The organism is Streptomyces sp. NPDC002742, assembly GCF_042888885.1.
Classification (GTDB): domain Bacteria; phylum Actinomycetota; class Actinomycetes; order Streptomycetales; family Streptomycetaceae; genus Streptomyces.
In genome coordinates this window covers 540,002-565,412 of sequence record NZ_JBIAQF010000001.1, presented here as the reverse complement: position 1 = coordinate 565,412, position 25,411 = coordinate 540,002, and the positions used below count along the sequence as shown (strand labels likewise).

General features: G+C 69.1%; 22 protein-coding genes and 1 pseudogene. 8 read left to right on the top strand and 15 right to left on the bottom strand.

Annotation, left to right across the window (positions count from 1 at the left end; genetic code table 11):
- Window positions 1–6 precede the first annotated feature (6 nt).
- Window positions 7–831, bottom strand: coding sequence for an SDR family oxidoreductase (locus tag ACFYW8_RS02490; protein WP_365877320.1), 825 nt, complete (start codon window positions 829–831; stop codon window positions 7–9).
- Between the two features lie 260 nt (window positions 832–1,091).
- Window positions 1,092–2,363 carry a phosphatase PAP2 family protein gene (locus ACFYW8_RS02485; RefSeq protein ID WP_389066616.1) on the bottom strand — a complete coding sequence of 424 codons (1,272 nt, stop codon included), beginning with the start codon at window positions 2,361–2,363 and terminating at the stop codon, window positions 1,092–1,094.
- Window positions 2,364–2,740: 377 nt separating this feature from the next.
- On the opposite strand from ACFYW8_RS02485, the gene ACFYW8_RS02480 reads away from it, so the two are divergent.
- Window positions 2,741–3,541, top strand: coding sequence for a class I SAM-dependent methyltransferase (locus ACFYW8_RS02480; RefSeq protein ID WP_365877322.1), 801 nt, complete (start codon window positions 2,741–2,743; stop codon window positions 3,539–3,541).
- A 191-nt stretch (window positions 3,542–3,732) separates the two neighbouring features.
- Here ACFYW8_RS02480 and ACFYW8_RS02475 read toward each other — a convergent pair.
- Window positions 3,733–4,039: pseudogene (locus tag ACFYW8_RS02475) on the bottom strand (DUF6745 domain-containing protein); the annotation flags it as partial.
- 396 nt (window positions 4,040–4,435) lie between these two features.
- On the opposite strand from ACFYW8_RS02475, the gene ACFYW8_RS02470 reads away from it, so the two are divergent.
- Window positions 4,436–5,347 carry an oxidoreductase gene (locus tag ACFYW8_RS02470; protein ID WP_389066385.1) on the top strand — a complete coding sequence of 304 codons (912 nt, stop codon included), beginning with the start codon at window positions 4,436–4,438 and terminating at the stop codon, window positions 5,345–5,347.
- A gap of 269 nt (window positions 5,348–5,616) precedes the next feature.
- On the opposite strand, the gene ACFYW8_RS02465 is transcribed toward ACFYW8_RS02470, so the two are convergent.
- The 3 genes from ACFYW8_RS02465 to ACFYW8_RS02455 form a co-directional block, all read right to left on the bottom strand.
- Entirely contained in the window at window positions 5,617–6,432 is an 816-nt protein-coding gene (locus ACFYW8_RS02465) for a spermidine synthase (protein WP_389066381.1), read from the bottom strand.
- Window positions 6,433–6,781: 349 nt separating this feature from the next.
- Window positions 6,782–7,579: a hypothetical protein gene (locus ACFYW8_RS02460; RefSeq protein ID WP_389066377.1), complete on the bottom strand. Its 798-nt coding sequence runs from the start codon at window positions 7,577–7,579 to the stop codon at window positions 6,782–6,784.
- A 195-nt stretch (window positions 7,580–7,774) separates the two neighbouring features.
- The gene (locus tag ACFYW8_RS02455) at window positions 7,775–8,518 is read right to left on the bottom strand and encodes a methyltransferase domain-containing protein (protein WP_365877330.1); all 744 of its coding nucleotides are present in this window, start codon (window positions 8,516–8,518) and stop codon (window positions 7,775–7,777) included.
- A gap of 579 nt (window positions 8,519–9,097) precedes the next feature.
- Here ACFYW8_RS02455 and ACFYW8_RS02450 point away from each other — a divergent pair.
- On the top strand, window positions 9,098–9,448 hold the full coding sequence (locus tag ACFYW8_RS02450) for a hypothetical protein (protein WP_389066370.1): 351 nt from the start codon (window positions 9,098–9,100) through the stop codon (window positions 9,446–9,448).
- 426 nt (window positions 9,449–9,874) lie between these two features.
- On the opposite strand, the gene ACFYW8_RS02445 is transcribed toward ACFYW8_RS02450, so the two are convergent.
- A complete protein-coding gene (locus tag ACFYW8_RS02445) occupies window positions 9,875–10,969 on the bottom strand; it encodes a patatin-like phospholipase family protein (RefSeq protein WP_389066367.1) in 1,095 nt (364 codons plus the stop codon).
- Window positions 10,970–11,251: 282 nt separating this feature from the next.
- The gene (locus ACFYW8_RS02440; protein ID WP_365877336.1) at window positions 11,252–11,854 is read right to left on the bottom strand and encodes a helix-turn-helix domain-containing protein; all 603 of its coding nucleotides are present in this window, start codon (window positions 11,852–11,854) and stop codon (window positions 11,252–11,254) included.
- 193 nt (window positions 11,855–12,047) lie between these two features.
- On the opposite strand from ACFYW8_RS02440, the gene ACFYW8_RS02435 reads away from it, so the two are divergent.
- A complete protein-coding gene (locus ACFYW8_RS02435; protein WP_389066361.1) occupies window positions 12,048–12,449 on the top strand; it encodes a nuclear transport factor 2 family protein in 402 nt (133 codons plus the stop codon).
- Between the two features lie 54 nt (window positions 12,450–12,503).
- Here ACFYW8_RS02435 and ACFYW8_RS02430 read toward each other — a convergent pair whose 3' ends face one another.
- The 4 genes from ACFYW8_RS02430 to ACFYW8_RS02415 all read right to left on the bottom strand — a co-directional run bounded on the left by ACFYW8_RS02430 (window position 12,504) and on the right by ACFYW8_RS02415 (window position 15,977).
- Complete coding sequence (locus tag ACFYW8_RS02430) at window positions 12,504–13,307, bottom strand: SAM-dependent methyltransferase (RefSeq protein WP_365877340.1); 804 nt, start codon at window positions 13,305–13,307, stop codon at window positions 12,504–12,506.
- Between the two features lie 78 nt (window positions 13,308–13,385).
- Window positions 13,386–13,616 (bottom strand): DUF397 domain-containing protein, encoded by a 231-nt coding sequence (locus tag ACFYW8_RS02425; RefSeq protein WP_365877342.1) that lies wholly within the window; start codon window positions 13,614–13,616, stop codon window positions 13,386–13,388.
- A gap of 529 nt (window positions 13,617–14,145) precedes the next feature.
- Window positions 14,146–15,462, bottom strand: coding sequence for an alpha-amylase family glycosyl hydrolase (locus ACFYW8_RS02420; RefSeq protein WP_389066353.1), 1,317 nt, complete (start codon window positions 15,460–15,462; stop codon window positions 14,146–14,148).
- Between the two features lie 11 nt (window positions 15,463–15,473).
- The gene (locus tag ACFYW8_RS02415; RefSeq protein WP_365877346.1) at window positions 15,474–15,977 is read right to left on the bottom strand and encodes a MarR family transcriptional regulator; all 504 of its coding nucleotides are present in this window, start codon (window positions 15,975–15,977) and stop codon (window positions 15,474–15,476) included.
- Between the two features lie 172 nt (window positions 15,978–16,149).
- Here ACFYW8_RS02415 and ACFYW8_RS02410 point away from each other — a divergent pair, with 172 nt between their 5' ends.
- The 3 genes from ACFYW8_RS02410 to ACFYW8_RS02400 all read left to right on the top strand — a co-directional run bounded on the left by ACFYW8_RS02410 (window position 16,150) and on the right by ACFYW8_RS02400 (window position 19,519).
- Window positions 16,150–17,697, top strand: coding sequence for an FUSC family protein (locus tag ACFYW8_RS02410; RefSeq protein WP_389066349.1), 1,548 nt, complete (start codon window positions 16,150–16,152; stop codon window positions 17,695–17,697).
- 350 nt (window positions 17,698–18,047) lie between these two features.
- On the top strand, window positions 18,048–18,722 hold the full coding sequence (locus tag ACFYW8_RS02405; protein WP_389066345.1) for an alpha/beta fold hydrolase: 675 nt from the start codon (window positions 18,048–18,050) through the stop codon (window positions 18,720–18,722).
- Between the two features lie 197 nt (window positions 18,723–18,919).
- A complete protein-coding gene (locus tag ACFYW8_RS02400; RefSeq protein ID WP_365877352.1) occupies window positions 18,920–19,519 on the top strand; it encodes a 1,4-alpha-glucan branching protein in 600 nt (199 codons plus the stop codon).
- A 255-nt stretch (window positions 19,520–19,774) separates the two neighbouring features.
- On the opposite strand, the gene ACFYW8_RS02395 is transcribed toward ACFYW8_RS02400, so the two are convergent.
- The 3 genes from ACFYW8_RS02395 to ACFYW8_RS02385 all read right to left on the bottom strand — a co-directional run bounded on the left by ACFYW8_RS02395 (window position 19,775) and on the right by ACFYW8_RS02385 (window position 24,843).
- Window positions 19,775–20,209, bottom strand: a complete 435-nt coding sequence (locus tag ACFYW8_RS02395) for an ankyrin repeat domain-containing protein (RefSeq protein WP_389066339.1) — start codon at window positions 20,207–20,209, stop codon at window positions 19,775–19,777.
- A gap of 290 nt (window positions 20,210–20,499) precedes the next feature.
- Window positions 20,500–22,422, bottom strand: a complete 1,923-nt coding sequence (locus ACFYW8_RS02390) for a glycoside hydrolase family 5 protein (RefSeq protein ID WP_389066336.1) — start codon at window positions 22,420–22,422, stop codon at window positions 20,500–20,502.
- Between the two features lie 834 nt (window positions 22,423–23,256).
- Window positions 23,257–24,843, bottom strand: a complete 1,587-nt coding sequence (locus tag ACFYW8_RS02385) for a peptidoglycan-binding protein (protein ID WP_389066332.1) — start codon at window positions 24,841–24,843, stop codon at window positions 23,257–23,259.
- A gap of 384 nt (window positions 24,844–25,227) precedes the next feature.
- On the opposite strand from ACFYW8_RS02385, the gene ACFYW8_RS02380 reads away from it, so the two are divergent.
- Window positions 25,228–25,395 (top strand): hypothetical protein, encoded by a 168-nt coding sequence (locus ACFYW8_RS02380; RefSeq protein WP_389066328.1) that lies wholly within the window; start codon window positions 25,228–25,230, stop codon window positions 25,393–25,395.
- Window positions 25,396–25,411 lie beyond the last annotated feature (16 nt).

Sequence of the window (25,411 nt, the reverse complement as noted above, 5' to 3'; positions counted from 1 at the left end):
CGCCGCTCAGCCCTGGGCCAACTCCGCCACCGGCTGCCACTTCTCCCATGACGCCAGACGCTGCTCGTAGTCGGCCTTGGCGATACCCAGCGGCGCCGACCCGAAGAAACAGCGCAGGGGCGGCTCGTCGGCGTCCACGATCTCCAGCACCGCCGCGGCCGACGCTCGCGGGTCACCCGGGGTACCGACGCGCTTGCGCCGCTGTTCCTGTACTTCCTTGTGGAAGTCGGCGTACGCGGGCAACTGCTGGGATGTGCTCGACGAGGATCCGGCCCAGTCGGTGGCGAACCCGCCGGGCTCGATCAGGGTGACCTTGATACCGAAGGGCGCCACCTCCTGTGCCAACGCCTGGCTCATTCCTTCGAGCGCCCATTTCGAGGCGTGGTAGATGCCGACCAGCGGGAAAGCGCTGATACCTCCGATGGAGGAAACCTGCAGAATGTGGCCGCTGCCCTGTTCACGCAGGAACGGCAGTGCCGCCTGAGTGACCCACAGCGCCCCGAACAGGTTGGTCTCCAGCTGCGCGCGGGCCTCCGCCTCGGTGAGTTCCTCGACCATCCCGAAGTGGCCGTAGCCCGCGTTGTTGACGACAACGTCGAGCCGTCCGAACCGTTCGTGCGCCAGCCGTACGGCGGCGAAGTCGGCGTCGCGGTCCGTGACGTCGAGCTGCAGGGGCAGCAGCCGCTCTCCGTAGGTCTCGCGAAGATCCCCCAAGGTGGACAGGTCACGCGCCGTGGCGGCCACCGAGTCGCCTCGTTCCAGTGCGGCGATCGCCCATTCACGCCCGAAGCCGCGCGAGGCGCCGGTGATGAACCAGATCTTCTGTGTCATGGAGTGCTCCTCATGAAACCCGTCGTCCACTCGGTCACCACGTCGCGGCGCGATGCCTCTTCCACCACCCAACACCTTCGAGTGGGCTCCAAGGCAACTCCGGGCTTCCCTGGCGCGGCCCGGCACCGGCTCCGGCCCCGGGACCGGCCCCAGCCTCCGCCCGCCGCCCAGAAGACCTCCGGGGGGCCGGTCCAAGGCGCACCGAAGGCGACTCCCGCCGGTATGGCCAGGCCGCCCGACGGGTTGTGGGCGGGCGCCGGTCACACCTGTACGAGTTGCGGTTCCGGTTGCTGCACCGGCGCCGCCTCCGGATTCCACTGCTTGGTGGTCCGTACGTAGCCGTACACCACCGTGGACATCGCCAGAAGAAGGCTCGGTCCGAACGCCCAGGGATGTCTGGCCATCTCCAACGGCAGGTAGCGGTACGACACCAGGAGTACGAGGAAAACAGTGGCACCGTAGCCGACCAGCCGGATTCCCGACCGGTCCCAGCCGCGGTCGAACGAGCGCATCGCCGCCTCGACCGTGAGCGCGAACACCACGCCGGCGACGAGATCCGCGCCGTAGTGGTAGCCGAAGCCCAGGGTTGCGGTGAGTGTGCCGACCAGCCAGAACATCCCCGCGAACCGCAGAGGCCGTGAGGCCTGTCGGGTATGGATGAAGAGCGTGGTGGCCCAGGCCGTGTGCAGACTGGGCATGCAGTTGCGAGGGGTGACCTGGTCGAACAGCATCTTGTGTGGGGCATGGATCGGTGGCGGCGTGTGCGGCCACAGGTTGGCCGCCGCCCACTGCCCGCCCTCGGCACCGTAGGCGAAGACCGGTCCGGCCACCGGGAAGATCATATAGATGACGGGCCCGAGCAAGCCGATGGCCAGAAAGGTGCGTACCAGATGGTGACCCGGGAATCGGCGCTCGACCGCCACGTTCCGCAGCTGGTACAGCGCGAAGACGGCCGCCGCCAGCGGAAGCTGACCGTAGACCAGATGGAGAGCGTGCATGCCTATCGGGCCGGTCGCCGCGACGATCCGGCCTGCCACCCATGACGGGTTGCCCAGCGCGTGATCGGCTGTCGCCACATACGCGTCGAGGACGGCCGGGCGGGTCTTCGACGTGATGAGCAGCCAGGTGTCGCCCGTCTTGTGGCCGGCCACCAGGAGCAGGCCCAGCCCGACACCCTTCAGCAGCAGGACACGTTCCTGGCCGGTGCGACGCGTGACGGCGATGAACGCATAGGCCAGAATCACCCACAGCGCGCCGTTGCCGAAGGTCAGTCTGGCATCGACCGCCCACCGCACCAGCAGGAAGACGACGTCGATACCGATCGCCACACCCACGGCGATGGCGCGTTGCCGCCAGGTGAGCACCACCATCATCAACGCCAGGCCGGCGTACAACAGCGGACCCGAGGCGGGGCCGAATACCACCTCGCGCGCCTGGTTGGTCATCGGCCCGGGCAGGCCGTAGTGGCGCGCGACGATCTCCATCGTGACGAGGAACGCGAAGGTCACGACACCCGCCGCGACCCAGAGCATCGCCAGCGGTTGACGTCGCGCAACCAACGCAATTCTATTGTTTATTCGCGAAAACACTCGCGATGCTATAGATATCAACTATTTGGCCGATTTGTTAGATGTTGGTCAAGTGGCTCACCCTTCGCGCTAGACGGCGTGTTCTTCTAGTGAAGGACGGACGATCAGGGCAATCGTCGTGAGTTCGATCATGCTATGAGCGTTACGGGCGGGTTTCAAGGGTCACAGGCGGTGCAAAGGTAAGCCGATCCTGTGATCAAGGATCTGCCGTGCGGCCCGAAAGCTGTCACTCTGGCGTAACCCGATCTTCAATGCTGAGGAGTTTACGTGGCGCGGACAGGCAGGAGCGGTACAGGAGGACCGTGGCTGGAGGTCCGATCATGACCGGATCTCCAGCCTCCGGCGGCCACTACGGACAGGACCTGTTCGAGCCGGAGCACCCGCAGGAAGCCGAGCGCATCGACGCGGCGGCGCTGGTCTACGACCCTGTCACCACAGGTCGTCTGCGCGCTCTGTCCGCAGGGCCGGGCAACCGCTGCCTGGAAGTGGGGGCCGGAACCGGGACCGTGGTCCGCTGGCTGCTGGAGGAGGCGGGCGCCGCCGAGGTGGTCGCACTGGACCGGGACACCGGCGGCCTGGACGACCTCGCGGGGCCGCGGGTGCGGGTGGTCACCGCCGATCTGAGGGACGAGAGCCTGGACCTGGGCGCCTTCGACCTGATTCATGCCAGGTTCGTTCTCATGCACCTGCCCGAACGTCGTCGGCTCGTCTCGCGTCTCGCGCGCTGGCTGAACCCGGGCGGCTGGCTGGTGCTCGGCGATGCCGTGGAGGTGCCGAACGCCCTGGACACCTCGTCGTCCTACCGGCGGACCATGGACGCCATGTGGCAGGCACTGCGGTCGACCATCGGCACCGACACGTCGGGCGTCCCGGCATATCCGCACTTCCTGAGAGAGGAAGGCCTCCAGAACGTCGCCGGCGAGCTCTTCTGCCCGCCACTGGTCGCGGGTGGTCCGCTGGCTCGATTCTGGTCCGAGACGTGGATCCGGATGCGGCCCGCCCTGGAGGAATCCGGACGTGTGGACTCCGCCACGATCGACGACGCACTCGCCTACCTGGACTCACCCCGGCTCGCCGAGCTCGGGCCCGGCCTCATGATGGCCTGGGGGCAGCGCCCCTGAGCCGTGGACAGCGACCGGCATCGCCGAACGGCCGGTTGCGCGCCGCGACGCGCACGTCGCGGCGACCACGAAACCGGGTCCGAGGACAGACTCCCCCACCCGGCGGCCGGTGACCTGGTCCCGGACATACGTGCCGTGGATGCGCAGGGACTTCTCCCCACGACAGGATCGTGGGAGGCCGTCGGTCGTCCTCACGTCTGCCGAGACGGCTCGTACGTCTCAGCCACGGGGCCCGAACGTCCACGCCACTCCCTCACGGGCCGTACGGGTCGTCGGCGGGACGCGCAGCCAGTACGTACGGCTCGTGCCGTCGGGCTCCGGTGTGGAATTGACGACCTCCACCATCACCACGTCCTCGTCCCCGATCAGTTCGACCCGCCACAGCACTCCCGTCTCGTCACGGTGGACGGGAACCGCCCCCGACTCGTCCAGGTAACGGTCGTAGCCGTAGTACTCCAGCATCACGCGGCGCAGTTCGGCGTTCTCCTCACCGCGGATCGGCGGGCCTGCCCTGCCGCACCGGCGAGTCCGTCATCTCGGTCGACGGACGCGAGCGGTCGTCGACTCACACCGACACGTCGACGGCGCTCCTCCGCGCGGGGCGGCCCCGTCGCGCGGTGGCGGGCGGAGCGCCGTGGCCGGGGCCGCAGGCTCAGGCCGACGGCGTTCACATATCTTCCAACGCGGCACGACGCCGACGCGTTCCAGTACTGCGTGTGACTCTTCCCCCTCGGCCCATGTCTTCATTTCGTCGTGCCGACGACCCCATACTCCGAGGTCGGCGGAGGCGGCGAACTGCGGTAGCCCTTGTCGGTGACGGTCAGCGTCGCCCGCCCATGCCGAGGATCACAACACCCTTACGAACGCTCAAAAATCGCAGGGAAGGCCTCAATCTTGATCTCGGAGACGACCACCGCGTCGGCCGCGGGCACCTGGAAGCTCGGTGACCGGGAAGTCGATCGTCTCGGCTTCGGCACGATGCGCCTGACGGGGAACGGTATGGGCGATAGCGCCGATGGCGCCCCGACCGACCGCGACCTCGCGGTCAGGGTGCTGCGCCGCGCGGTCGAGCTCGGCGTGAACCACATGGACACCGCCGCGTTCTACTTCTCCCCGTTACGCTCCGCCAACGAGCTGATCAACCGGGCGCTCGCCCCGTACCCCGATGACCTGGTGATCGTCACCAAGGTCGGACCGGGACGGAGCCCATCGGGTGAGTGGCTGGCCCCGGCGACGCCCGCGCAACTGCGCGGGCAGGTCGAGGAGAACCTCCGCCAACTCGGCCGCGACCATCTCGATGTCGTCAACCTCCGCAGGATGAACCAGGACTCCATCGCCGAACACTTCGGCGCCCTGGCCGAGTTGCGCGACGCCGGCCTCATCCGCCATCTGGGCATCTCCGACGTCAAGCCCGAGCACCTAGCCGAAGCCCAGGCCATCGCGCCGGTGGTCTGCGTGCAGAACCGGTACGGACTCGACCACCGACTCGCGGATGACAACGGCTTGCTGGACAGCTGCGGCGAGCAAGGCATCGCGTTCGTACCGTACTTCGCGATCTCAGGCGACCGGCGCGAGGCGAGTGCAAGCGACACCCACCACGACGAACTGCTCGCCGTCGCGCGCGCACACGGCGCGACGCCCGCGCAGGTCCGGCTGGCGTGGACACTGCACCGTGGCCCACATGTGCTGGCCATCCCCGGCACGCGCGACCCCGACCACCTGATCGAGAACGTCGCCGCCGGTGGGCTGCGGCTCTCGCAGGACGACCTGGCCCGCCTCCAGCCACTCCACGAAAGTGGAGTCTGAGGCGGCCACGGGAGCCGGCCACGGTCGTCCCGTTCGCCCGGTTCGGTGATCCGGCGGCTTGGGTACACGGCTCACGCGGTATCGGTGGGGCGGGCGCAGCTGATGCCTTCGCCCGGCGAGTCCGGGACGCGGCCGCGCTGCGAGTCCGCGTGGACGGCCATGACTCAAGGTCTCGTGGCGGCGGCAGGAGCGCCGCTCGGCGTGCCCGACGCGGCCGAAGGCCGGCCCCCCGTCCTGTTCAGCGTGGCCGCAATCCCGCCCTGGCGCTGTCAGCCATCGCGCCTTCGGGCGACGTAGACGGTGTTGGCCGCGGTCCCCCCTTGAAGCGGGTTGTCGAAATCCACCACGTGCGCGGCGGTCTCCGCGAAGACTTCCGCGAGCACCGAGCTGAACTCCTTGTCCGGCGGGTCGTTCGACCACAGCGCGAACACGCCGCCGGGATACAGCAGCTCGGCCAGAGCCTCCAGACCGGCCCGTGTGTAGAGCACGGCATGGTCGGGGTGCAGCACGTGACGCGGCGAATGGTCGACGTCCAGCAGGATCGCGTGGAAACGGCGGCCAGGATTCTCGGGGTCCAGACCGCCCGGCGCCGCACCAGCGCCGTCGGCAGCCTTGTCCCCCGTCGGCTCCGAAGCATCCGCCCCCGCACCGACGGCGGACGACGGTCTGTCCGCCACGCTCCCAGCCGTCATCGCGAAGAAGTCCCCGCGCACGAGGCGGCATCGGGGGTCCGACGCCAGTCCCGTGCCCAGCGGCACAAGCCCGCGCCGGTGCCAGTCGATCACTTCGGCCAGGGTGTCGACGACGATGAGCGAGCGCACTCGCGGATCGTCCAGCGCCGTCCTGGCCGTGTACCCGAGACCGAGTCCGCCCACGACGACGTCGAGCGGGCCCTCGGACAGCTCCGCCAGGCCGAGCCGGGCCAGTTCGACCTCGCCCGTGGTGAAGAGACTCGACATCAGGTACTCGTCACCGAGCTTCACCTCGTACACGTCCTCGCCCGACAGCGGATCGCGCCGACGACGCAGGCTGATGTCGCCCATGGCCGTCGGCCGCCAGTCGATCTCCTCGAAACGTGCGCTCATCCGATGCCCTTCTCCCCAACCTCGTCCCACCATCGCGGGTCGAGGGACAGTCATCAGCGCCGACTGCCCCGGCCGGGTCAAGGTGCGGAACACGCAGCCACCGCACCGTCCGGCTCGGGCCCGACGCTTTGGAGGATCTTCACACGGAGCGCCTCTGACGTGGTGCTCGAACGGCCGGACGCCACCGGATCGAGTCCGGACATCCCTCGGATCCGGCCTGCCATCTGCAAGATCGACAGCACGGCCGCCTGCCCCTGCGCACTGCCGAGTCAGGAGTGCGGGGCGGCCTCGCTGATGTCCTGGTGCATATGGTCCATGAGTTCGCCCATCCCGTACGGCTGACGCGCGCTCAGAGCGTCAACACGGGGCGGGTGGTGAAATCCTCGCAGAGGTCCGCGCCGTCCGGGCCGTACACGAACTCGACCAGGTAAGGGTTGCGGTTGGCGGTGGCCAGAGGCAGCCACGACAGCATGCGCCCGTAGCCGCCGCACACCGACTCGCCGCCGTCGCCCCCGTGGACCGAGGTGACGTCGCTCGTCAGCTCCGTGCTGTACGTGTCGTACGCGATGCGCAGGCCGAAGGCGTTCAGCTGGTTCTGCGGCCCAGAGCTGTCCCCGTAGGGGATGCGGTCCAGGGGGCACTCGTCACCCCACCGGAACAGGGTGGTCGCGCCGGCCCCGCAGGCGTGTTCCCACTCGTCGGAGCTGGGCATCCGCAAGCCGCGAGCCGCGAGCACGGCCGGCATGTCCGCGGGCGACTCGCTCAGGTTCTCGCCCTCCACGGCCATCAACACCGTGGCCAGGGTGACGCTTCGACGGGGGCTGAGCATCTGCGCGAGGTGGGACCGCAGATCGGGACCGAACCCGAAACCCTGCTCCAGGCTCTCCGCGTAGTCGGCGGTCTGCTCCGGCGTCGGCCGCCAGGAGTCGAGGTCGAATCCGAGTGCCACCGCACCGCCCGGTATCAGAGCGAATTCCTGGGCACCCCGCTCGACTTGGACGCGATGCAGCGGGGCGCCCAGGTGCTCGACCGTCTCGACAGCGGTCACACGACCACCCACGAGCTCGGCGGCTTCCTGGGCGACACGACGCGCAGCCGGCAGGTCGAACGACCGCCACTGGTCAAGAGTCAGATCAGCGAGAGACATGTGCCGCAGCATTGCACGGAGGTCTGACACCGCTCGGGTCGAGGCAGCGGCGGGACGGACCGGACGGACAGGGGATGCCGTGAGCGCGGCGACCGGCCTCCCCAGATATCCCGGACGGCGCGCGTCAGATGCGACTTGCGGCCCATACCGCGCGCTCGGTAGGCCCACCACTCCTCGCCCGGCTTCTGGCGCGGGTCAAACGTCTGTCACCAAGAGTCGATAGCCGACGTCGATCGTGTCGAACGCGAGCAGATCAGCGTGCCGATGGTTCCAGTGGCCGGTCGCGAGGTCGTCGGTCAGCGTTGCCAGGCCGGGAGCGAGGGCGTCCTCCCCGGCCTGGGCGAACATGGAGATCCCGGCGCGCACCTGTGGATCGAGATAGGCGTGCGGGCGGCGCCAGTACGCTGCGCCGAACCCGTCCGTGCAGTCGTGCGGGACATGGACTGGCTCCTGGTGAGCCCCGCCCAGCAGTGTGGCCAGCCGTTCGATCGGGATGGCTCGGCTGTCGTCGAAGGCTGCGGCCTGGGGGAGGTATTCGCGCACGAGCCAGAACTTCTCGCGGAGGATCTGCTGGTCCCAGGTCAGGATCACGATGCGGCGGCGCGCGACCCGGCGGAGTTCGGCGATGCCGGCCGCCAGGTCGGTCCAGTGATGGACGGTCAGCAGCGCCATGACGGCGTCGGCAGCGTTGTCGCGCAGCGGAAGATGTTCGGCGACGGCACGCACCGCGGGCGCGGAGCGGCGCGGACGTTGGGCGATCATGATCTGGCTGGGCTCGACGGCGAGAACCGTCTGCGGTGGCTCGTAGGAACCGGTGCCCGCTCCTACATTCACCACATCCGCGGCGTCCCCGAGCGCGGCGTGAATCTGCGCCGCGATCCGCGGGTCCGGCTGCCGGGTCCGGCCGTACGTCGTGCCGAGCGTGTCATAGATGGCCATGCCTATAAGTATGCGAAAGAGCGGCCACGCCGGATCCCGCTCCGCGTACCTCCGGACTCGGCCAATTGCTCGTAGTCCTCAGCCTGTTGCCGGGGCTGCACAGCAAAGAACCCCGCCCCGCGAATCACGGGACAGGGTCTTCACAGAGCGCTGGGCAGGCCTTGCACCTGCATCTCCCCGCAGGAAGCGGGACGTCTTTCCTTGGACCACCAACGCATCGCGAACCGGCGTGACCTCCGCCGATCAGCTCAAGATCAATAATATCAGACAAGCGCGCCTGCCCTGCCGCCCTGCCTCGACCGTTCCTGTCGCACCGCAGATCGCCGTGCGACAAGCTCGGCGGACGGCACATGGACCCCGAGCGGGAGCCTTGGCTCGGTGACGCCCCATCGGCACCGGCGCCGACACCGACACCGACGGCAGTGGCCGTGGTGTGGTCGTGGCCATGATCGTGGTCGCCGCAGCCACGAGCGCGCGGTCACTGTCGGCGCACTCGGCTGTCGGCGCGTGCCGATAGCATCGCCGACCGTGCGAGACGTCCGCCAATGCGGCGGGTGACCCATCAGGCATGGAGGCCGCATGCGCGAGGCGTACTCGCCCGTCCCGGAACTGAACCTGCTCAAGGAGTTCGAGGACCGGATCGGTCCGGTCCACTACTCAGCGGGCTTCGAGCTGTGTGAATACGGTGGGGACGCCGCTCTCGACACCTGGTCGGAACATCCCGAGTTCCTCAGCCGGTTCATCCCCTTCGCGCAGGCCGGCCACACCGGCTCCCACTACGCCTTGTGGCGTTGCGACGATCGGGCCGACCTCGCCGCATTGCCCGTCGTCCTCGTCGGCGATGAAGGGGACCTCCGCGTGGTCGCGCGAAGCCTTACGGAGCTGTTCCGGCTTCTCGCCGTCGACAGTGAGCCTGTGGCGGAGGGGTGACAACTGGCTTCTTGACCCGTCGGACGCCGAGGAGTACAGCGAGGGCCACCGTGAGTACCTCATCTGGCTGGACCAGAAGTTCGGGCTCGGGCCACCGGAGGATCTGGACGCGCTCTGGACTGCGCGCAAAGAGCACGACGATCGGTTCCGGTCATGGGCAAGTCGCTTCATCGACTTGGGCGAACGCTGACGGCTTTCAACGACCGGCGACTACGGGGCTGCGCGCTCCGCGCAGCCCCGGTCAGACCTTTGCACCACAGCGGGTCGACCCCACCGGTTTGCGCACGCTGCGGCCCGGCGTCGATCCGTGGGTACCCTGCGCGCTCCGCGTCACGCCCTCAACCTCCATGCCACCCTCGAACACCGGCTGGATGTAAGCGGTTTGCTCTACGCCACCACTCCGCCCGGCGGAGGCCCGCGTTTCGGTCAGTGGCCGCTGGGCGTTCGCGCGCCGAACAGGTGGCCATAGGCGTCGTGCACGGCGGCTCGCCCGGCTTCCAGGGCGGTTTCGAGGAGGTCGCCCTCGCGAGCCAGACGGCCGACCGGCGGTGAGTCGGAGGCGGGGCGGATCGAGACGATGGCCGAGTGGCCGGTCAGACACGCGTCGTCTTCGGCCAGGCGTACTTCGCGGTCGAGGAACACCTGGCGCAAGGCCACGGGTTCACGGCGCAGCACCGTCCTGGCGATGAGCGGCGCGGAGCGCGACGGGCGCGCGACGTCGATCGCGCGCCGCGACCGCAGCACCATGACATGGGTCGCGCCCTGAGCCAGCGCGGTCCGGTACGGCACGGATTCGGAGACGCCCGCGTCGTAGAACCGGCGCCCGCGCAGCGTCACCGGGTCGCCCGCCAGGAGCGGCAGGGCGGCACTGGCCCGCAGCGCGAGGCGCAGCTCCGCGGCGTCGCCTATGAAGGGCCGCAGGTCGGTGGATTCCCCGGTCTCGGCGTCCGTGGCCAGCGGATGGTACTCGACGTCGCTGGCGAGGATCGAGGCGAAGTCCATCGGTGCGCAGTCCTGGTCGCCGTAGCGGTAGAGCACCTCGTAGAAGGCCTGGAGGTCCACGAGCGGCCGCCCGCGCAGCGGGTTCGAGCGCCGGATCAGTGTTCTGGCGTACTTGGGAACCGCCCAGAAGCGCAGCGACTGCGGGCTCGTACTCAGCAGCCACGCGCCGGAGGCCGCACCGGCGGAGGCGCCGTAGACGGCGTCGAAGCTGTTGGTCAGGCCGAGTTCGTGGAGCGCCAGGGCCATCCCGCCGGCGATGATGCCGCGCATCCCGCCTCCCTCGATGGCCAGGGCGACGCGGTGCCCGTCGGTACGAGCGCCGGGGCGGCTGCCGACCCGCGCGCGCTCGGTGAGTACGCGCCAGACCGGGTGCGGCTGCTCGGGCTCGGGCGTCGCGGCAGGGGTCGTGGCGATCGTCGTCATCGTGGTCAGGGCTCCAGGAGACTGCTCGGGGGTGTTGTCCGCGCACAGGGGGTGGGGGCGGCGCGGCTCGGACGTCTGCCACCCACCCCGGATCATCACTTCGCCGCTGATGACGGCCCTGTGTCCAGTACGACCACCATCACCCTCCGCTTCTCGATCTCACGCGTCCGGCCATTACTTTACCAACGAAAAGCCACTCGCCAGCCGATGGCTAGTGAAATATGCGCCACACCGAGGAGGAGCAGGCCCCGACGACCGCAGAGGGTGCCCAGCGGTGGAGTGGGCCCGAAGCCCCTACCTCTGCCGCAGCCGTCACCGGTCACCGGCCATCACCGTCGTCGGCTCACGCCCGCGTCACCGGCCAGCACACTTGCCGGCTCACGCCTCGTGGGCCCCCGCGGCGCCCGGAGCGGCGAGGAGACCGCGGACGGTCAGGAGAAGAGTGGCCCTCAGGTCGTCGTCCGAGAGGTCGGACAGCTCGCCGAGCCCTTCCAGCATCCACACGCACATCACATAGGCCATGCGTTCCGCGGGCGTGGGCGAGGTGCCGAACAGCACCCGCAGCACTCGGCGCCTTCGCCCGTCGTTCTCGGCGTAGACGCTGGCGGCCCGAATCTCGGGGTCGTGCAGGAGCATCGTTCCGAGTTCACGGTTGCGCACCAGGAAGTCGACCCAGCCGACCGCGTACGCGTCCAGCTTCTCCTGGCGTGACGCCATGCCCGCCAACTCGTCCAGAAGTACGGTCATTTCCTCCACCGCCGGATCGAGTGAGGCCTGGAGGATCTGCGCCTTGGTTCGGAAGTGGTAATAGACCGCGGCCTTGGTGAGGCCCATTTCGTTCGCGATGGCCTGCAACGAGGTCGCCTGGTAGCCACGGCCGGCGAACAGTCGCTGAGCCGTCTCGACGATCTGCCGCCGCGTCGCGGCGGCCTGGGCGGATCGGCTGACCACCGGGGCCTCCGGCTCTGGCTCGCTGAGCACGCTCGCTCGCTCCCGCATCGGTCTTGTCGGTCCTGCCTTCATGGGTCCTCGGTAACCGAATACCAAGCGTCCACTTTACCCGCACCGTCCGTCGGCCAGCCACCGGCTGGTCACTCCCGGCGCCTGTTGTGGGCCGTGTGAATGGCAGGATGGGGCTCGGCTCGGCCTCGGCGCCGGGCAGGAGAGGACGCGTGTGTCACTCACTCTTGAAGATCGCTTGGCCATCACCGAACTGCTCTCCCTGCACGGCCACGTTGTCGACGACGGCCGCCTCGACCGGTTCGACGAGTTGTTCACTTCGGATGTCGTCTACGACCTCACCGACTTCGGGCAGGAGCCACTGTTCGGGGTGGCCGCCATCCGCGACGCGGCATCGGCGCTGGGCTCCGCCAACCCCGTCGCGCATCACGTCACCAACGTCGTCGTCACGACATCAGCTGACGGCCGGGTACAGGTCCGGTCCAAGGGCTTGGGCATCAAGGCGGACGGCTCGTGCGGTTCCGTCGCCTACCAGGACACTGTCGTACTCACTGCTGACGGCTGGCGGATCAGCCATCGCAAGGTATCGCCACGCCGCACGCCCTTGATGCCTTGATGCCTTGACCGTCGAGGCGTCGAGGCGTCGAGCAACACCACCGTGACGCGCCCTCTACGGCTTCCGTGCGACGCCCACGTACAGGGGGATCTGTTCACCTTCGGTGTGCTGATGCTCTCCCTCGGGGTGCCAGCGCGCGGCGAGTTCGATGCCGGGGTCGAGGAGCTCAAGTCCCGTGAAGAACCTGGCGAATTCACTGCGCGACCGGACTTGCGCCGTTGTTCCCCCCTTGCGGTAGACCTCGACGACTCGCGCCCAGGCTTGAGGGTGGAAGTCCCCCGTCGCGTGGGAGAGCGCCAAGTGGCTTCCCGGGGCCAGGGAGTCGAGGAGTTCCGCCACGAGGCCGTAGGGGTTGTCCTCGTCCCCCACCAAGTGCAGCAAGGCCACCATGGACAGTGCGATCGGCTGATCGAAGTCGAAGGTGTCTCTGGCCTCGGCCAGGATCTTCTCCGGTTCCTGCACGTTGGCCTGGATGAAGGCGGTACGTCCCTGCGGGGTGCTGTGCAGAAGTGCTTCCGCGTGCCTGAGGACGATCGGGTCGTTGTCGACGTACGCCACGCGGGCGGCGGGGGTGACGGCCTGCACGATCTGGTGGAGGTTCGGCGCGGTCGGAATCCCGGTGCCGATGTCGAGGAACTGGCGGATGCCCCGCCGTGCCAGCAGCCGGGCGGCACGATGCATGAAGTCCCGGTTGGTCCGTGCCATTTCCTTGACAGCGGGGAAGAAGGATATGACCTGTTCGGCAGCCTTCCAGTCGGCGGGATAGTTGTCCTGGCCGTCGAGGAAGTAGTCATACATGCGCGCCGACTGGGGTTTGCCGGTGTTGATGTGGCCGGCACCTGTTCCCGCGTCTGTCACTTCAGCCCTCCGCCGCTACGGCGTGATCATAGGAGTTGATTCGGTTGTGGCCGGACACCGTCGTCAGGGCGGCAAGTGTCAGGTGATGAGGAAGTCGGCGCGGCCTTCCTTGGCGGCGCCGACGAACTCGGCGACGACCGAGGAGGCACAGATCAGGGCCGGACCGTCGGGGTCCGTCGACTGCCTGACCGCCACGGTGCCGCCGCCGAGCTTCTTCATTTCGACGCAGCTGCCGTTGCTGCCGGCGCTCCAGGGCTTGCGCCACCCATGGGGTCCCAGCTCGTTGGCGGCGTTCATGGCATGCTTCATCGTTCTGCCTCCTTGCGGACGTCTCCCAGGGACTTCCTGGTAGGTCGTTCGGGCACGGCTTGGGCACGGATCCGGTCGAACACCTCGCGGTACAGGGCGGCTTCCTCGCAGTTCTCGCAGTTCACGCAGTTCACTCAGCTCTCGCAGTTCTCGCGGTTCACGCCGTGCCGGCCACTGATGAGGGTGTCCGTGCCGACGACGTCCGCGAAACCCGGATCGGCAGGTGGAGGGGAGTGACAGGCCCGAGGCTTCCGGGTGCGGCCGAACCGCGCGACCCGGCACTCGAAGAACGGGAGGAACGCGAAGAACGGGAGGAACGGTCGGAACGGACCGCGGTGCGCTCACGTCTCACGCCTCATCGACCCCTTGGACGCCGAGCAGTCTGCCATGCCCCTCCCTTCACGGACAGGCCTGGTGATCCCCGGAGCGCGGGCAACCGGAACTCCCCGCCACGGCTCTGCCCGCGTACGCCATCCTTGGTCCATGTCCCGGTCGACGTCCGGAGAATCGAGGGCACGGCGGCCGATGGTCAATTGCGGCTGCCCGATGTCGTGGCGATGAACCAGCCCATCGGTGGAAGCGAAACGGAACCCGTGCCGGAATCGACGGAGGCGTCACCCGCGACTCGTGCCCATGACGCGGCCGGAACACCGGCTGTGGCCGGAGCCGGGCCGAAGTTGAGGGCGACCGCGAGGGTGGAGCCGGCGTCGGGCGCGGCCAGGGTGTAGCTGAGGACGGTGTTGTCGAGGGAGTGGATCCGGGTCCGGGCACGTACGAGCCAGGGGTGGCGGCGACGTATGCCGACCAGGGTCTGATGAAGCCGCTGGACGGCCAGCCCGTCGGGGCCGAGATCCGACGGGGAGAGGGGAAACGCGGGGCGGACGGCGTCGTCCCCGCCCGCGCGGTCCTCCTTGACGCCCTGCCGGCCACGCTCGTCTCCCGCGTAGACGGACGGCGTCCCCCCGACGGTGAACAGCACGGTGAGCGCGTGCGCCAGGTGACGGGGCTCCTCCAGTCGGCTGGCGACGCGAGTGACGTCGTGGTTGCCGACGAACGTCTGTGGCGCAAAGGTGTCGATCATGGAGTTGTGGCGTTCGAGCGCCCAGGCCAGTTCGTGCGGGTTGCTGTCGTTGAGCGAGCTCCAGACCGCCTTCCACAGCTCGTACTGCGTCACGGTGTCCAGTCCGCCCTCGATCACGTACGCCGCGTAGTCGCCATGGATCACCTCACCGCTGAACCACACACCGGGGTGGCGGGACCTGACCCGGTCGGTGACAGCGCGCCAGAAGGGACGGGGAACCGCGTAGGCGGCGTCCAGCCGCCAGCCTGCGATGCCCCGTTCCAGCCAGTGGTCCAGGACCTCGACGACATGCTCGGCGACCGCGGGAGACCCGTGGTTCAGGGCGACGAGATGACGGTGCCCCTCGAAGACGCGGAAGTCGTCGCCCTCGGGGACGAACCAGTCCGCGTACGGAGAGGCGGTGCCGCGCCGCGCCACATCGGCGAAGGGGGTGAAGGATCTGCCGACATGGTTGAAGACGCCGTCGAGCAGGACGCGGACCCCGCGCGACGCGGCACGGTCGACCAGTTCGCGCAGATCCTGCTCGGTACCCAGGCGGGGATCGATGCGGAAGTGGTCGGTCGTGTCGTAACCGTGGGTCTCGGACGCGAAGACCGGCCCCAGGGCGAGGCCGTTGCAGCCGAGCCCGACCAGATGGTCCAGCCAGTCGACGAGGACCGGCAGGCGATGCCGCGCGGGTGCACCGGCGGGCAGTGCTGTCGGCTCCGCGCCAAGGAAACTCAAGGGGTGGACGTGCCACCAGATGGCGTGGTCGGGCCAGGACACGGGAGCCTCCGTCAGTGGGGTCGGTTCGTGGAGCCGGGCACCGTGGCCGACGAGTCGGCGAGGCGGTTCATCAGGCGGGCGGCGAGCAGCAGGACCTGACGCTCCGTCTCGGTGAGGTCGACGAGAGCGATGTCCAGCCATGCGTCGCGCTGCGCCATGTCACGGGCGAGGGCCTCCCGGCCCGCTTCGGTCAGTTGCACCACGCGCTGCCGTCCGTCGTGCGTGTCGCGTGTGCGGCTGATCAGGCCTTCCTGTTCGAGGTCGGCGAACACCCGCGTCAGGGACTGCGGCTGCTGATGGTCGGCGGCGGCGAGCGCACCGGCCGACATGGGTCCGTTGCGCCGCAGGTGGCCGAGGACGCTGCTCTTGTTGAGGCTGAGCCCGTCGGCGGGGCGCTCCGCGCTCAATCTGCGGGCGAGCCGGACGACGCCCTGCCGGATCTCGGCGGACGGCCGACCGTCCCGCCGCCCGGACTCGGATCGTTCCGCGTCCTCGTGTTTTGTTCGCTCTCCCATCACATTGGTAAGGTATCACTTACGATATGACTGGAGGGTGAATCTCCAGATGGCTCTCTGTAGGGGTTTTCCTTGGCGTTTGTCCTACGTCTTGCGTAGCTTTCCGAGGTCGACGCATCGTGCGCTGCATTTCGATCCGAGAGGGACGCACCTGCGTGCGACGGCCGTGACCATGGCCACCGTGCTGGGCACGTACGGCTGGGCGCTGCTCGTCGAGCACGAGGCGGGGCTGCGCGTGGACAGCGTGGTGCGAGCGGTGGTGATCGCCTCGGCGCTCGGTCGCGTGCAACGGCTCTTCGACCGTGCCGATCGGCTGTCGGCCTGCGTCGTGCTGCCCTGCGCGGCAGCGGCGGGCATGGAGCTGAGCACCTTGATCCAGCAACACCCCCTTGCGGGTGACACGGCGTTCGTCGTGGGAGTCGCGGGAACGATCTGGGTGCGCCGGTTCGGAGCGCGCGCCACCCGGGCCGGCACGCTCGTCGTTCTGCCGCTGACAGCGGTCCTGGTGGTGCCCGCCGGGACGGTGCCGATGAGCGGGCAGGGGCACACGGCCTGGGCGGCGGTGACGGCCCTGGCCGCGGTCGTCTGGGGAACCGTGGTGACGTGGACGGCACAGCTCACCGGTCTCGTACCGCGGCCGCCCTCCGCGAAGGTGACCACGGCGTCGCACGCCCCGCGCCGCCGGCTGCCCGCAAGCACCCGGATGGCCGTGCAGATGGCGGCGGCGTTGACCGCCGCGTTCGCGATCGGCCGGAATCTGTGGCCGGACCACTGGGCATGGGTGGTGCTCACGGCGTTCCTGGTGTGCAGCGGTGCGCGCGGCCGGGGCGACGTGCTGGTCAAAGGGGCCTGGCGCACGCTCGGCGCGGCCGTCGGCACGGTGGCTGCCACCGCTGTCTCCGGACAGTTCGGACCACGGTCGGACACCGCCGTCGTGGTGATCTTCGTCGTGCTGGCCGCGGCCACATGGTTGCGTGAACTCAGCTACGCCTACTGGGCGGGCTGCGTCACCGCCGTACTCTCGTTGCTCTACGACTGGTTCGGGCAGAGCCCCGGAGACCTCCTGCACACCCGGCTGGCGGGCATCGCGGTCGGTGCGGTCCTCGGCCTGGCGGCCTCCTGGCTGATTCTGCCCGTCCGCACCGAGGCGGTGATACGGGCCCGCACCGCGGCGGCGCTGTCGGGGCTGGGCGAGTTGCTGGAGGCCGACTGGCGCGACGGCCCGGCCGTACGCCTGGCGCAGGCTCGATTCGCCTACCGCGTCGAGCAGTTGGGAGTCGGAACGGCTCCGATGCGGATCCTGGCCGCTGTGCCCACACCCCGGGCACTGTCAGCTCGGCGGCACCCGGACCACTTCGCGCTCCGGTCCGTGACGGCGCTGCGGCGCTGCGGTGATCCCGTCGACGACCTCGCCGACGCCGTCGAAGAGGCACCGGACGCGCTCACGACCGACCCGCTCGTCCTCCGACGGCGTACTCACGTCGCGGCGCACGCACTCACCCTGCGCCGGGCGATCGGCCGCCGCGCGGCACCGCCCACCGCGACGGAAGCGGGGCCGCCGGAACAGGTGCGAACAACTGGGGCAGCGACACCTCCGCATCGATCGGCCCTCGCCGCCCTCGACTCGATCGACAGCCAACTATGCGTGCTCGGCGCGCTGTTGGCCTGTCCGCCGCACCCACGGCCGGCACGGCCAAAGCCGGGGTCAACTGAACGGTGAGGAGCACAGCGGTCCAGCCGCAGGACGGACCGCGCCATCCGGGCCGACGGCTGGCGGACGGCGACTGACGGCTGACGGCCGGACCGCCAGGCGGCTGACGGCTGACGGCTGACGGACGGCGGACGGCGACTGGCGACTGGCGGACGGCGGTCGGACCGGCAGACGGCCGGGGCAGACAGACTCGTGCGCCGCCGAGCAGCGGTGACACGCAAACGGGCCGGTGGTCGACGAAGCCCTGCCGTTCGACTGGAGTACCGACCGATGACGGTGCCAGGTCGTCACCGCGACCGATGAGTTTCGTCGCTGTCGGCGGTCTGTACGTCGTGAGGGTGAAACGGACGGAGGCGAGGATGAGCGTGTTTGTCTTGGTTCCTGGGGCCGGGGGTGCGGCCTGGTACTGGCATCGGGTGGTGTCCGAGTTGCAGGCCAGGGGGCAGGAGGCGCTCGCGGTCGATCTGCCCGGCGCCGACGAGTCATCAGGGCTGCCCGAGTACACGGACGCCGTGGTCGCGGCGATCGGCGATCACGACGACGTCGTGCTGGTGGCCCAGTCGATGGGCGGCTTCACCGCGCCGATGGTCTGCGCCCGGGTTCCCGTAGGACTGCTGGTGCTCGTCAATGCGATGGTGCCGCTGCCGGGCGAGACGCCCGGACAGTGGTGGGGCAACACCGGATCGGAGCCGGCCCGCCTCGCCGCGGCCGAAGCGGGCGGATACGGCGCCGAATTCGACCTGGACACCTACTTCCTGCACGACGTACCGGCGGCCGTCGCGGCCGGAGGTGCGGATCACGAGCGGCCCGAGGCCGACATCGCCTTCGGCCAGCCCTGCGACATCGAACGATGGCCCGACGTGCCCACGCGTGTGCTCGCCGGGGCCGAGGACCGGTTCTTCCCTGCGGACTTCCAGCGCCGAGTGGCCCACGACCGACTCGGGATCGAGGCCGAGACCATTCCCGGTGGGCATCTGGCCGCGCTGTCACACCCGACCCCGCTCGTCGACCGGCTGGTCGAGCGGCTGCCGTGAAACTCGTCCTCGACCGCCGATACCCTTCGACGCCACAGGGCCCGTGATCGTGGCTGCCGGCGGCCTCGTGCTGCTCGGCGGGACAACAGGCGGGCCCAGTAGGCCAGTTGTTGTCGCTCGGGAAGCGCGGCGGCTTCCTATAGGTTCGATCACATCCCGTCGCGGGACGGGCCGGACCTACGCGTGAGGGAGCTCGCATGGCCACCATCCACCACACCACCATGACGCCCACCAAACTGGAACTGCTCACCGGCTGGCTGCCGAAGCAGAGTTGGTACGTGGGTGGCGCGGAGGCGCCGGAGCTGGTCAGGTCCGGCGGGTTCCGGCTGGACGATCCCGAGGGCTCGGTCGGGATCGAGTTCATGGTCGTGGTGGCCGCCGCCGCCCAAGAGCCGGTGGCGTATCTGGTGCCGATGGGCTACCGCGGCGCGGTGCTGGAAGGTGTCCCCGAGGCGGCCTTGATCGGGACCTCCGAGCACGGGGTGCTCGGCACCCGGTGGATCTACGACGGCGTCCACGACCCGGTGGTCATGGCCCAGTTGCGCGCGCTCATGCGCGGCGAGACGGTGCCGCAGCAGCAGCGCAGGAGCGACACCCCTGACCCGACCGTCACCGTGCACGGTGGTGGCCCTGACGACACCCTCGATGTTCAGGTCAATCGCGTCCTGCGGCCGGAGGAGGTCACACCGAAGTCGTACGGGCGCCTCGTCGCCGGGTGGGTCTGGCCTGACGGAACGGCCGTTCGGGGAGTACTCGCGGACCTCGCGCCGCGGCAGGAAGCCGCACGGACGAGGTAGTTGTCCCGTCATGGCCGAAGGTTCAGGGGTGGGTGCCTCACATGGCCGCCACTGACGCGTTCGACCGTCGTCGAGGGGCGGATCGTATCCCCCGGGCACGAAGCTCGTTGAAGAGGTCATCGCGCAAACGCCCCCGACGGATGCGCGGCACGTGAGGGCCCGAATCCCTGCCCGGTCTCGGGCCCTCACCCCGATCCCGTCACACTCGTGTCGACAACCACCGAGCTGAGTGGCGTCCTGATGAGGAACGGTGATCTACGTCGTTCCCCCGCGCGGGGTACCTCGCGCCGCGGTGAGGAGTTCGGCCGTTTCGGCGTGCGGGCCGCTGTTCGCCCACTCCAGGGGGGACCGGCCCGTACCGTGATCTTCACGAAGGCTCGGGTCTGCGCCGTGTTCCAACAGTTCGCGCACGGTTTCGGTGTGCCCCCAGCATGCGGCAGCGCACAACGGAGTGCCCTCCGAACCGAGTCCACCGCTCTCGGTGTCGGGGCAGGCGCCGGCCGCCAGGAGAAGGCGGGCTATCTCCGCTTCCCCGTTCACGGATGCCGCGTAGAGAGGCGTAGTGCCCTCGCCGTCTCCCCGCTCCGGGTCGGCTCCGGCCCGTAGAGCCATTTTCACGCGAGTGGCGTCACCTGTCACGGTTGCCGCGAAGAGATGACGGGAGAGCTTCTTCCGCTTGCGCTGGTTCATGAGTGGTGAGGCTAGCGACGTGGTAGACGCCGAGGCGAGCCATATCCACTCGTCGGTGGTGGCGACGCGCGGCTTGGTGGTCGGCCGCAAGGACAGCGCCCGTGACCATGGTGCGTGTGGAATCGGGCGTCCCCGCCGCCGGTGCCCGGATGACCTGTGTGCGGGGTGTCTGGTCAGCCGGGTCCCCGGCGGCGAGGGCTTTCGGACGGCCGTACGCACTCACGGCCCGGCACGTCCTGGGCACCCTTTCGCCCTGTGTGCGGACCGCGTCGATGCCGGACGAGCAATGATCAGTTCAGCTTGCGGCACAGGAGGGCGGCTGGGCCCTGGGCGGCGCCCAGGCGGGTCGTGAAGGCGATCCCGGCGGCGTACTCGTCATCGGCGCACTGGCCCTTGTAGTCGCCGTTCGCGAAGTCGCCGCCGGCCGCGTTCGCGGGCCGGTTGTCGGAACGGTCGAACCACACGGTTCGCCCGGCGCCCGCCAACACGGGACCGGCCGGAACACACAGGCCCGCCGACGTCCGGCCGCCGCGACGGCTGTAGCCGATGAGGAAGTTCCCCGTCGGACACTGCAACTTGGTGTACCCGGAGGCCCAGTCGCCGCCCGCGGGAACGTAGCGCTCGTCGGTGACGGCAGTCTGGGTATCGCCCGCGGAGCGCAGGTCACCCGTGGAGACGTCGGTGCACAGCGCGCGGACGCCGCTGTGACCGAGCCCGACCAGTCGCTGCCCGTCGGGGCAAACGGCCTTGGTCGCACCCGAGTTCCAGTCGCCGCCCGCCCGCACCCGGAGCGACTGCACATAGTCGCCGTGATCGGTGGCGAGCATGTGCCAGCTGGGTACCGCCGCGACGGATCCGGTGCGGGTCGGGGCGGTCATGAGCCGGTTCCATGCGCTCCCGCGCCAGTCGGACTGATCGAGGATGCCGTACCGGTTGCCCGAGGTGTCGTAACGCAGCAGGGACCAGTCGTCGTGGCCCTCCCAGCTGACGAGCGGCCAGTAGGCGAAGTCCGCGTCGTGGTCGGCGAAGTAGTCGGTGATGTTGCCGAACCAGGTACGGGCCGCCGCGTTCGTCTCACCGGCTCCGATGCCGAACTCGCTGATCCACACGGGCGCGGTGAAGTGCTGGTTCTCCTCCGAGGAGACGAAGAAGGCCTCGTCGTCGAGGACTTGGTGGAGCTGGTCGCGCGTGAGGTCCTGGTAGCGGGCGTCGTGGGTTTCACCGATCCCGGTGGCGCCGCTGTGGTTGGGACCGGTGTATCCGTAGAAGTGGGCGGAGTACACCAGCTTGTGGGCGGCGACGAGGGTGTGCGAGAGCAGGCGCGCGGGGGTGAGGGTGGGACGGCCGTGCGGCAGCCCGTCGACCGGCAGACCGGTCCAGTTGATCCCCTCGATGACGATGAGGAGGTTCGGATTGGCCTCGGACAGGATGCGGTCCCCGGCGAGCTGGGCGGCCGCGTACCAGTCGTGGGCGTCACCCAGGCCCCAGTTGGGGTCGTCCAGTACGTCACGGCGTACTTCGTTGTACAGGTCGGCGCCCACCACCCCCGGATCACCGGCGTAGCGGCGGGCCATGAAGACCCAGTCGTCGGCCCACTGCTGGGTCGACTGCCCGCTGTTCCAGCGTTCGTTGCCGTCGACTCCGCAGCACCACCGAGAGGTGTTGGTGTGGTTGTTCAGGATGACCGCGAACCCGTCCTGGGTGAGGGCGGCGACCACGGCGTCGTAGACCTGCAGCGGTGTCTTGCCCCGCAGCCCCGGATTGGCCGTGACGGCGACGTCCGGCACCGGCGTCGTCGTACGGATCATCTCGTTGGAGAACGGCAGGCGGATACTGTTGATACCCAGCCGGTGGAAGTCGCCGAGCAGTTGGGGCAGGGAGGCGCGGTCCAGGCCGAGGGGGATGCCGTAGGAGTCCTGGCCTGCGTGGTGGTTGGCCGGGTCGTCGATGCTGCCGCTGCCCGTCCAGGAGCCCTGCGCTCCGTCCCAGTTGGCCGACTTCAGACGGAATCGGTTTCCGTTGGCGTCCACGATGTACCGCCCGCGGGTGGACAACGGCGCTTGCCACGTCCCGGTCGCCGAGGCGGCGGCCGAAGCCGCCGTCGCACCGGCCACAGGATCCGCGGTGGCGGCGACCGCCCCGCGGGCCGTGGCCAGCAGCAGAAGCGCCGCGGCCGCCAATGTCAGGTACTTGCCAAATCTGAGGGTGGGCATCGGACCTCTGTGGGTAGGTGTTGATACACGGCCGCGAGTGTCTGCCGGTCGGCACCCGGGCAGCGGTGCCGACGGGTGCGTTCCGGCGTGGCGGGCCGAGTCGACTCCCGTTCGCACGGCGGCCGCCGGTTCGCGAAAGCCCGGATACCGCCTCGACGGACGGGGCACCGTGCCGCTGCCGCCCTTTGAACAGGTTCTCGATGAACGAGGCGCTCGCGGCCGGAACGTCGGCTACGCCACGGGCGCTTCACCCTTCCCGCCGAACACAGGTATGGACCCGAGCCTAGCGGGAAGTCCGAGCCCCGGCGACGGTTCCGGTCAGGCGTGGCACTCGGCACGCAAGGCGAGTCCGCCCGTGGTCGGCAGGCCGAGCGGAAGGGGGGTCGCCCGCTCATCCGCAGGTCGGCATGTCCGACGGCGCGCTCTTCGCGGCCACCGTGTTCGGCACACCCGTACCGGTGGAACGCGACGGAGGAGTGGTCGCCCCGCCGGTCTCGGTGACACCGGTGTTCCTGTCCGCCGAGTCGGCACCCGGGCCGGTGCCGGCCACGGCCCGACCGGGCGGCCCGTCCTCCGGACACAGCGAAGGCCCGCAGGCCGTGATCCAGCCGGTGGTACCGGGTGGATCACGGCCTGCCGCCTCGCCGACGAGGCCCGTCTCACGGCGGGACCCGGCACCACGGACCCGGCATCACGGACCAGACATCACGGGCCCGGCATCACGGGCCCGGCATCACGGACCCGGCATCACGGACCGGACTCCGGCCGCGCGACGAGACGGCTGGACGAACGTTCTCAGCTGGGCAACCGATCAGGGACAGGCCGGTGAACCGGTCAGCGGACTCGGATGAACAGCACGTCGTATCCGCTGTTCTTGCCGCGGGTCTTGACGTAGACGCCGTCCGAACCGCCGTTGGGGTTGCCCGTGTTGCCCTCGACGGTGGTGAAGCTGGAACCGCCGCTCACCGTCCTCACGATGCCTATGTGCTCATGGCCGCCGGTGTAGTTGTTGCCACCGTCCCAGTCGAAGGCCACGATGTCGCCCGGCTGCGGGTTGGTCGTCACCGAGAGGTGGTAGTTGCCGGCCCGGGCCTGGTTGACCCAACCCGAGACGTAGGTGTTGCGGTAGGAGGTGGCGCCCGTCTGCTTGGCCACCCAGCTCACGAAGGTCGCGCACCAGGCGTAGTTGTTCGTGGACAGCGACAGACCCACGGCCGAACCGTAGCTGTTCGCCCGGGCGCTGCCCTCGACCGTGCCGACCTCGGCCGCGGCCACATCGAGGATCTTGCTGTACCCACCGCCGGGCGGGGGCGACGACGGCGGGGTGACCGCGCCGTACAGGGCGGCCTTGGTGTTCGGGCCCACCTGGCCGTCGACCGACAGGCCCTTCTCGGCCTGGAAGTCCCGCACCGCGCTGTCGGTCATCGACCCGAAGTCGCCGTCGACGGCGAGATCGGCCCCGTGGTGGTTGAGCAGGCTCTGCAGCTCGGTGACGCAGCCGCTCTTCTGGCCCTTCACGATGTTGCTCGGGCACGAGCTGGAGTTCAGATTGATCGGCGCCGGCGCGCCGCTGCCGCCGCCGGTGCTGATGTTCGAGTACAGGGCGGTCTTGGTGTTCGGGCCGACCTCGCCGTCGACGGAAAGACCCGCCGCGGACTGGAACGACTTCACGGCCGTCAGCGTCAGGGGCCCGAACTGGCCGTCTACGTCCAGGTGTTGGCCCTTGCCGTTGAGCAGGGCCTGCAGCGTCGCGACGCAACCGCCGCTCTGCCCCTCCACGATGTTCGACGGACACGACGCCGATCGCAGGTCCAGAGCCGTCGACGGCGACTCGTCGGTGTTGTAGAGCTCCCTCTTGGTGTTCGTGCCGACCTGGCCGTCGACCGACAGGCCGTGCGTGGACTGGAAGTTGCGGACCGCGGTGTCCGTCGCCGGCCCGAAATCGCCGTCCACGTCGATCGCGTAACCGAAGTGGCGAAGCAGCCGCTGCAGTTCGGTGACGCATCCGCCCTTGTCGCCCTGGACGATGTTCGCCGGGCACGACGAGGACGTGAGACTGATCGGCGCGGGCGCCGAACCCCCGGTCGCGTACAGCTTGCTCTTGGTCTGGGGGCCCACCTCCCCGTCCACGGCGATCGCGACGGAGGCCTGGTACTCGCGCACCGCGTAGAGCGTGTTCGCCCCGAAATTGCCGTCAACCACCAGACCGGCACCGTGGGCGTTGAGCAGGTTCTGCAGCTCCGTGACGCAGCCGCTCACCTGGCCCCGCAGGATCACACCGGGGCAGGACGAGGAGGTCAGTCTGATCGCGGCGGGCGCCGCCGACGCCGGGTTGGCACCGAGCAGGGTACCCGCCGAGAGAAGCGCCGTCGTGGCGGCGAAGACGCCGATCCGGACCCTCCACCCCGGTCTCGCGCTCATGCCGCCGCCGTGCCGTATGCGTGTTCTGTCAGCGTGGACAGGAAATGAACTCTTCATCATGACTGCGAAACATCTCCTTCGATGGATCTGCGCATATCCGTCGGCCGGTTGACCGGCACGAAAGAGCGCATTGCTCTTATTTGTCGTTCATGGAAGGGGTCGCCCGCTCGGCACACGCCCGCACCAGGCCTGGAGCCGGTAAATGGCGGAGAAATTGGCATTTTGGCCGTGTCGGCGGATTTGAGGGTCAACACCCGTACATGGCAACGGAGTTGAGGTCATCGAAAGTCATGATCGGGCTATTCATTCCGCGCATGACGGTGACAGTTCACGCCCCTGCGCACAATGTCGCACCACATAACTGGCTGAATTTCACTGCTGCCGGTGGCCGGTAAAGACACGCACCTGGCAGCCTTTGAGAGTTTTATCCGCTTCATTCACGGCGACGTCGAAGCGCCGACTCGTGCGGCCATCGCGATCGCGCACTGGTCCGCATGGTCCCTGAGGCCGGTGAACACCTCGCACCGGGACAGCCAGAGCGTGTCCACCTGACGCTACGGATGTGTCG

Coding starts and splice junctions, on each gene's coding strand:
- ACFYW8_RS02490 (WP_365877320.1), bottom strand. CDS start 831: ATGACACAGAAGATCTGGTTCATCACCGGCGCCTCGCGCGGCTTCGGG.
- ACFYW8_RS02485 (WP_389066616.1), bottom strand. CDS start 2,363: ATGCTCTGGGTCGCGGCGGGTGTCGTGACCTTCGCGTTCCTCGTCACG.
- ACFYW8_RS02480 (WP_365877322.1), top strand. CDS start 2,741: ATGACCGGATCTCCAGCCTCCGGCGGCCACTACGGACAGGACCTGTTC.
- ACFYW8_RS02465 (WP_389066381.1), bottom strand. CDS start 6,432: ATGAGCGCACGTTTCGAGGAGATCGACTGGCGGCCGACGGCCATGGGC.
- ACFYW8_RS02460 (WP_389066377.1), bottom strand. CDS start 7,579: ATGTCTCTCGCTGATCTGACTCTTGACCAGTGGCGGTCGTTCGACCTG.
- ACFYW8_RS02455 (WP_365877330.1), bottom strand. CDS start 8,518: ATGGCCATCTATGACACGCTCGGCACGACGTACGGCCGGACCCGGCAG.
- ACFYW8_RS02450 (WP_389066370.1), top strand. CDS start 9,098: ATGCGCGAGGCGTACTCGCCCGTCCCGGAACTGAACCTGCTCAAGGAG.
- ACFYW8_RS02445 (WP_389066367.1), bottom strand. CDS start 10,969: ATGATCCGGGGTGGGTGGCAGACGTCCGAGCCGCGCCGCCCCCACCCC.
- ACFYW8_RS02425 (WP_365877342.1), bottom strand. CDS start 13,616: ATGAAGCATGCCATGAACGCCGCCAACGAGCTGGGACCCCATGGGTGG.
- ACFYW8_RS02415 (WP_365877346.1), bottom strand. CDS start 15,977: ATGGGAGAGCGAACAAAACACGAGGACGCGGAACGATCCGAGTCCGGG.
- ACFYW8_RS02410 (WP_389066349.1), top strand. CDS start 16,150: ATGGCCACCGTGCTGGGCACGTACGGCTGGGCGCTGCTCGTCGAGCAC.
- ACFYW8_RS02405 (WP_389066345.1), top strand. CDS start 18,048: ATGAGCGTGTTTGTCTTGGTTCCTGGGGCCGGGGGTGCGGCCTGGTAC.
- ACFYW8_RS02400 (WP_365877352.1), top strand. CDS start 18,920: ATGGCCACCATCCACCACACCACCATGACGCCCACCAAACTGGAACTG.
- ACFYW8_RS02395 (WP_389066339.1), bottom strand. CDS start 20,209: ATGAACCAGCGCAAGCGGAAGAAGCTCTCCCGTCATCTCTTCGCGGCA.
- ACFYW8_RS02390 (WP_389066336.1), bottom strand. CDS start 22,422: ATGCCCACCCTCAGATTTGGCAAGTACCTGACATTGGCGGCCGCGGCG.
- ACFYW8_RS02385 (WP_389066332.1), bottom strand. CDS start 24,843: ATGAGCGCGAGACCGGGGTGGAGGGTCCGGATCGGCGTCTTCGCCGCC.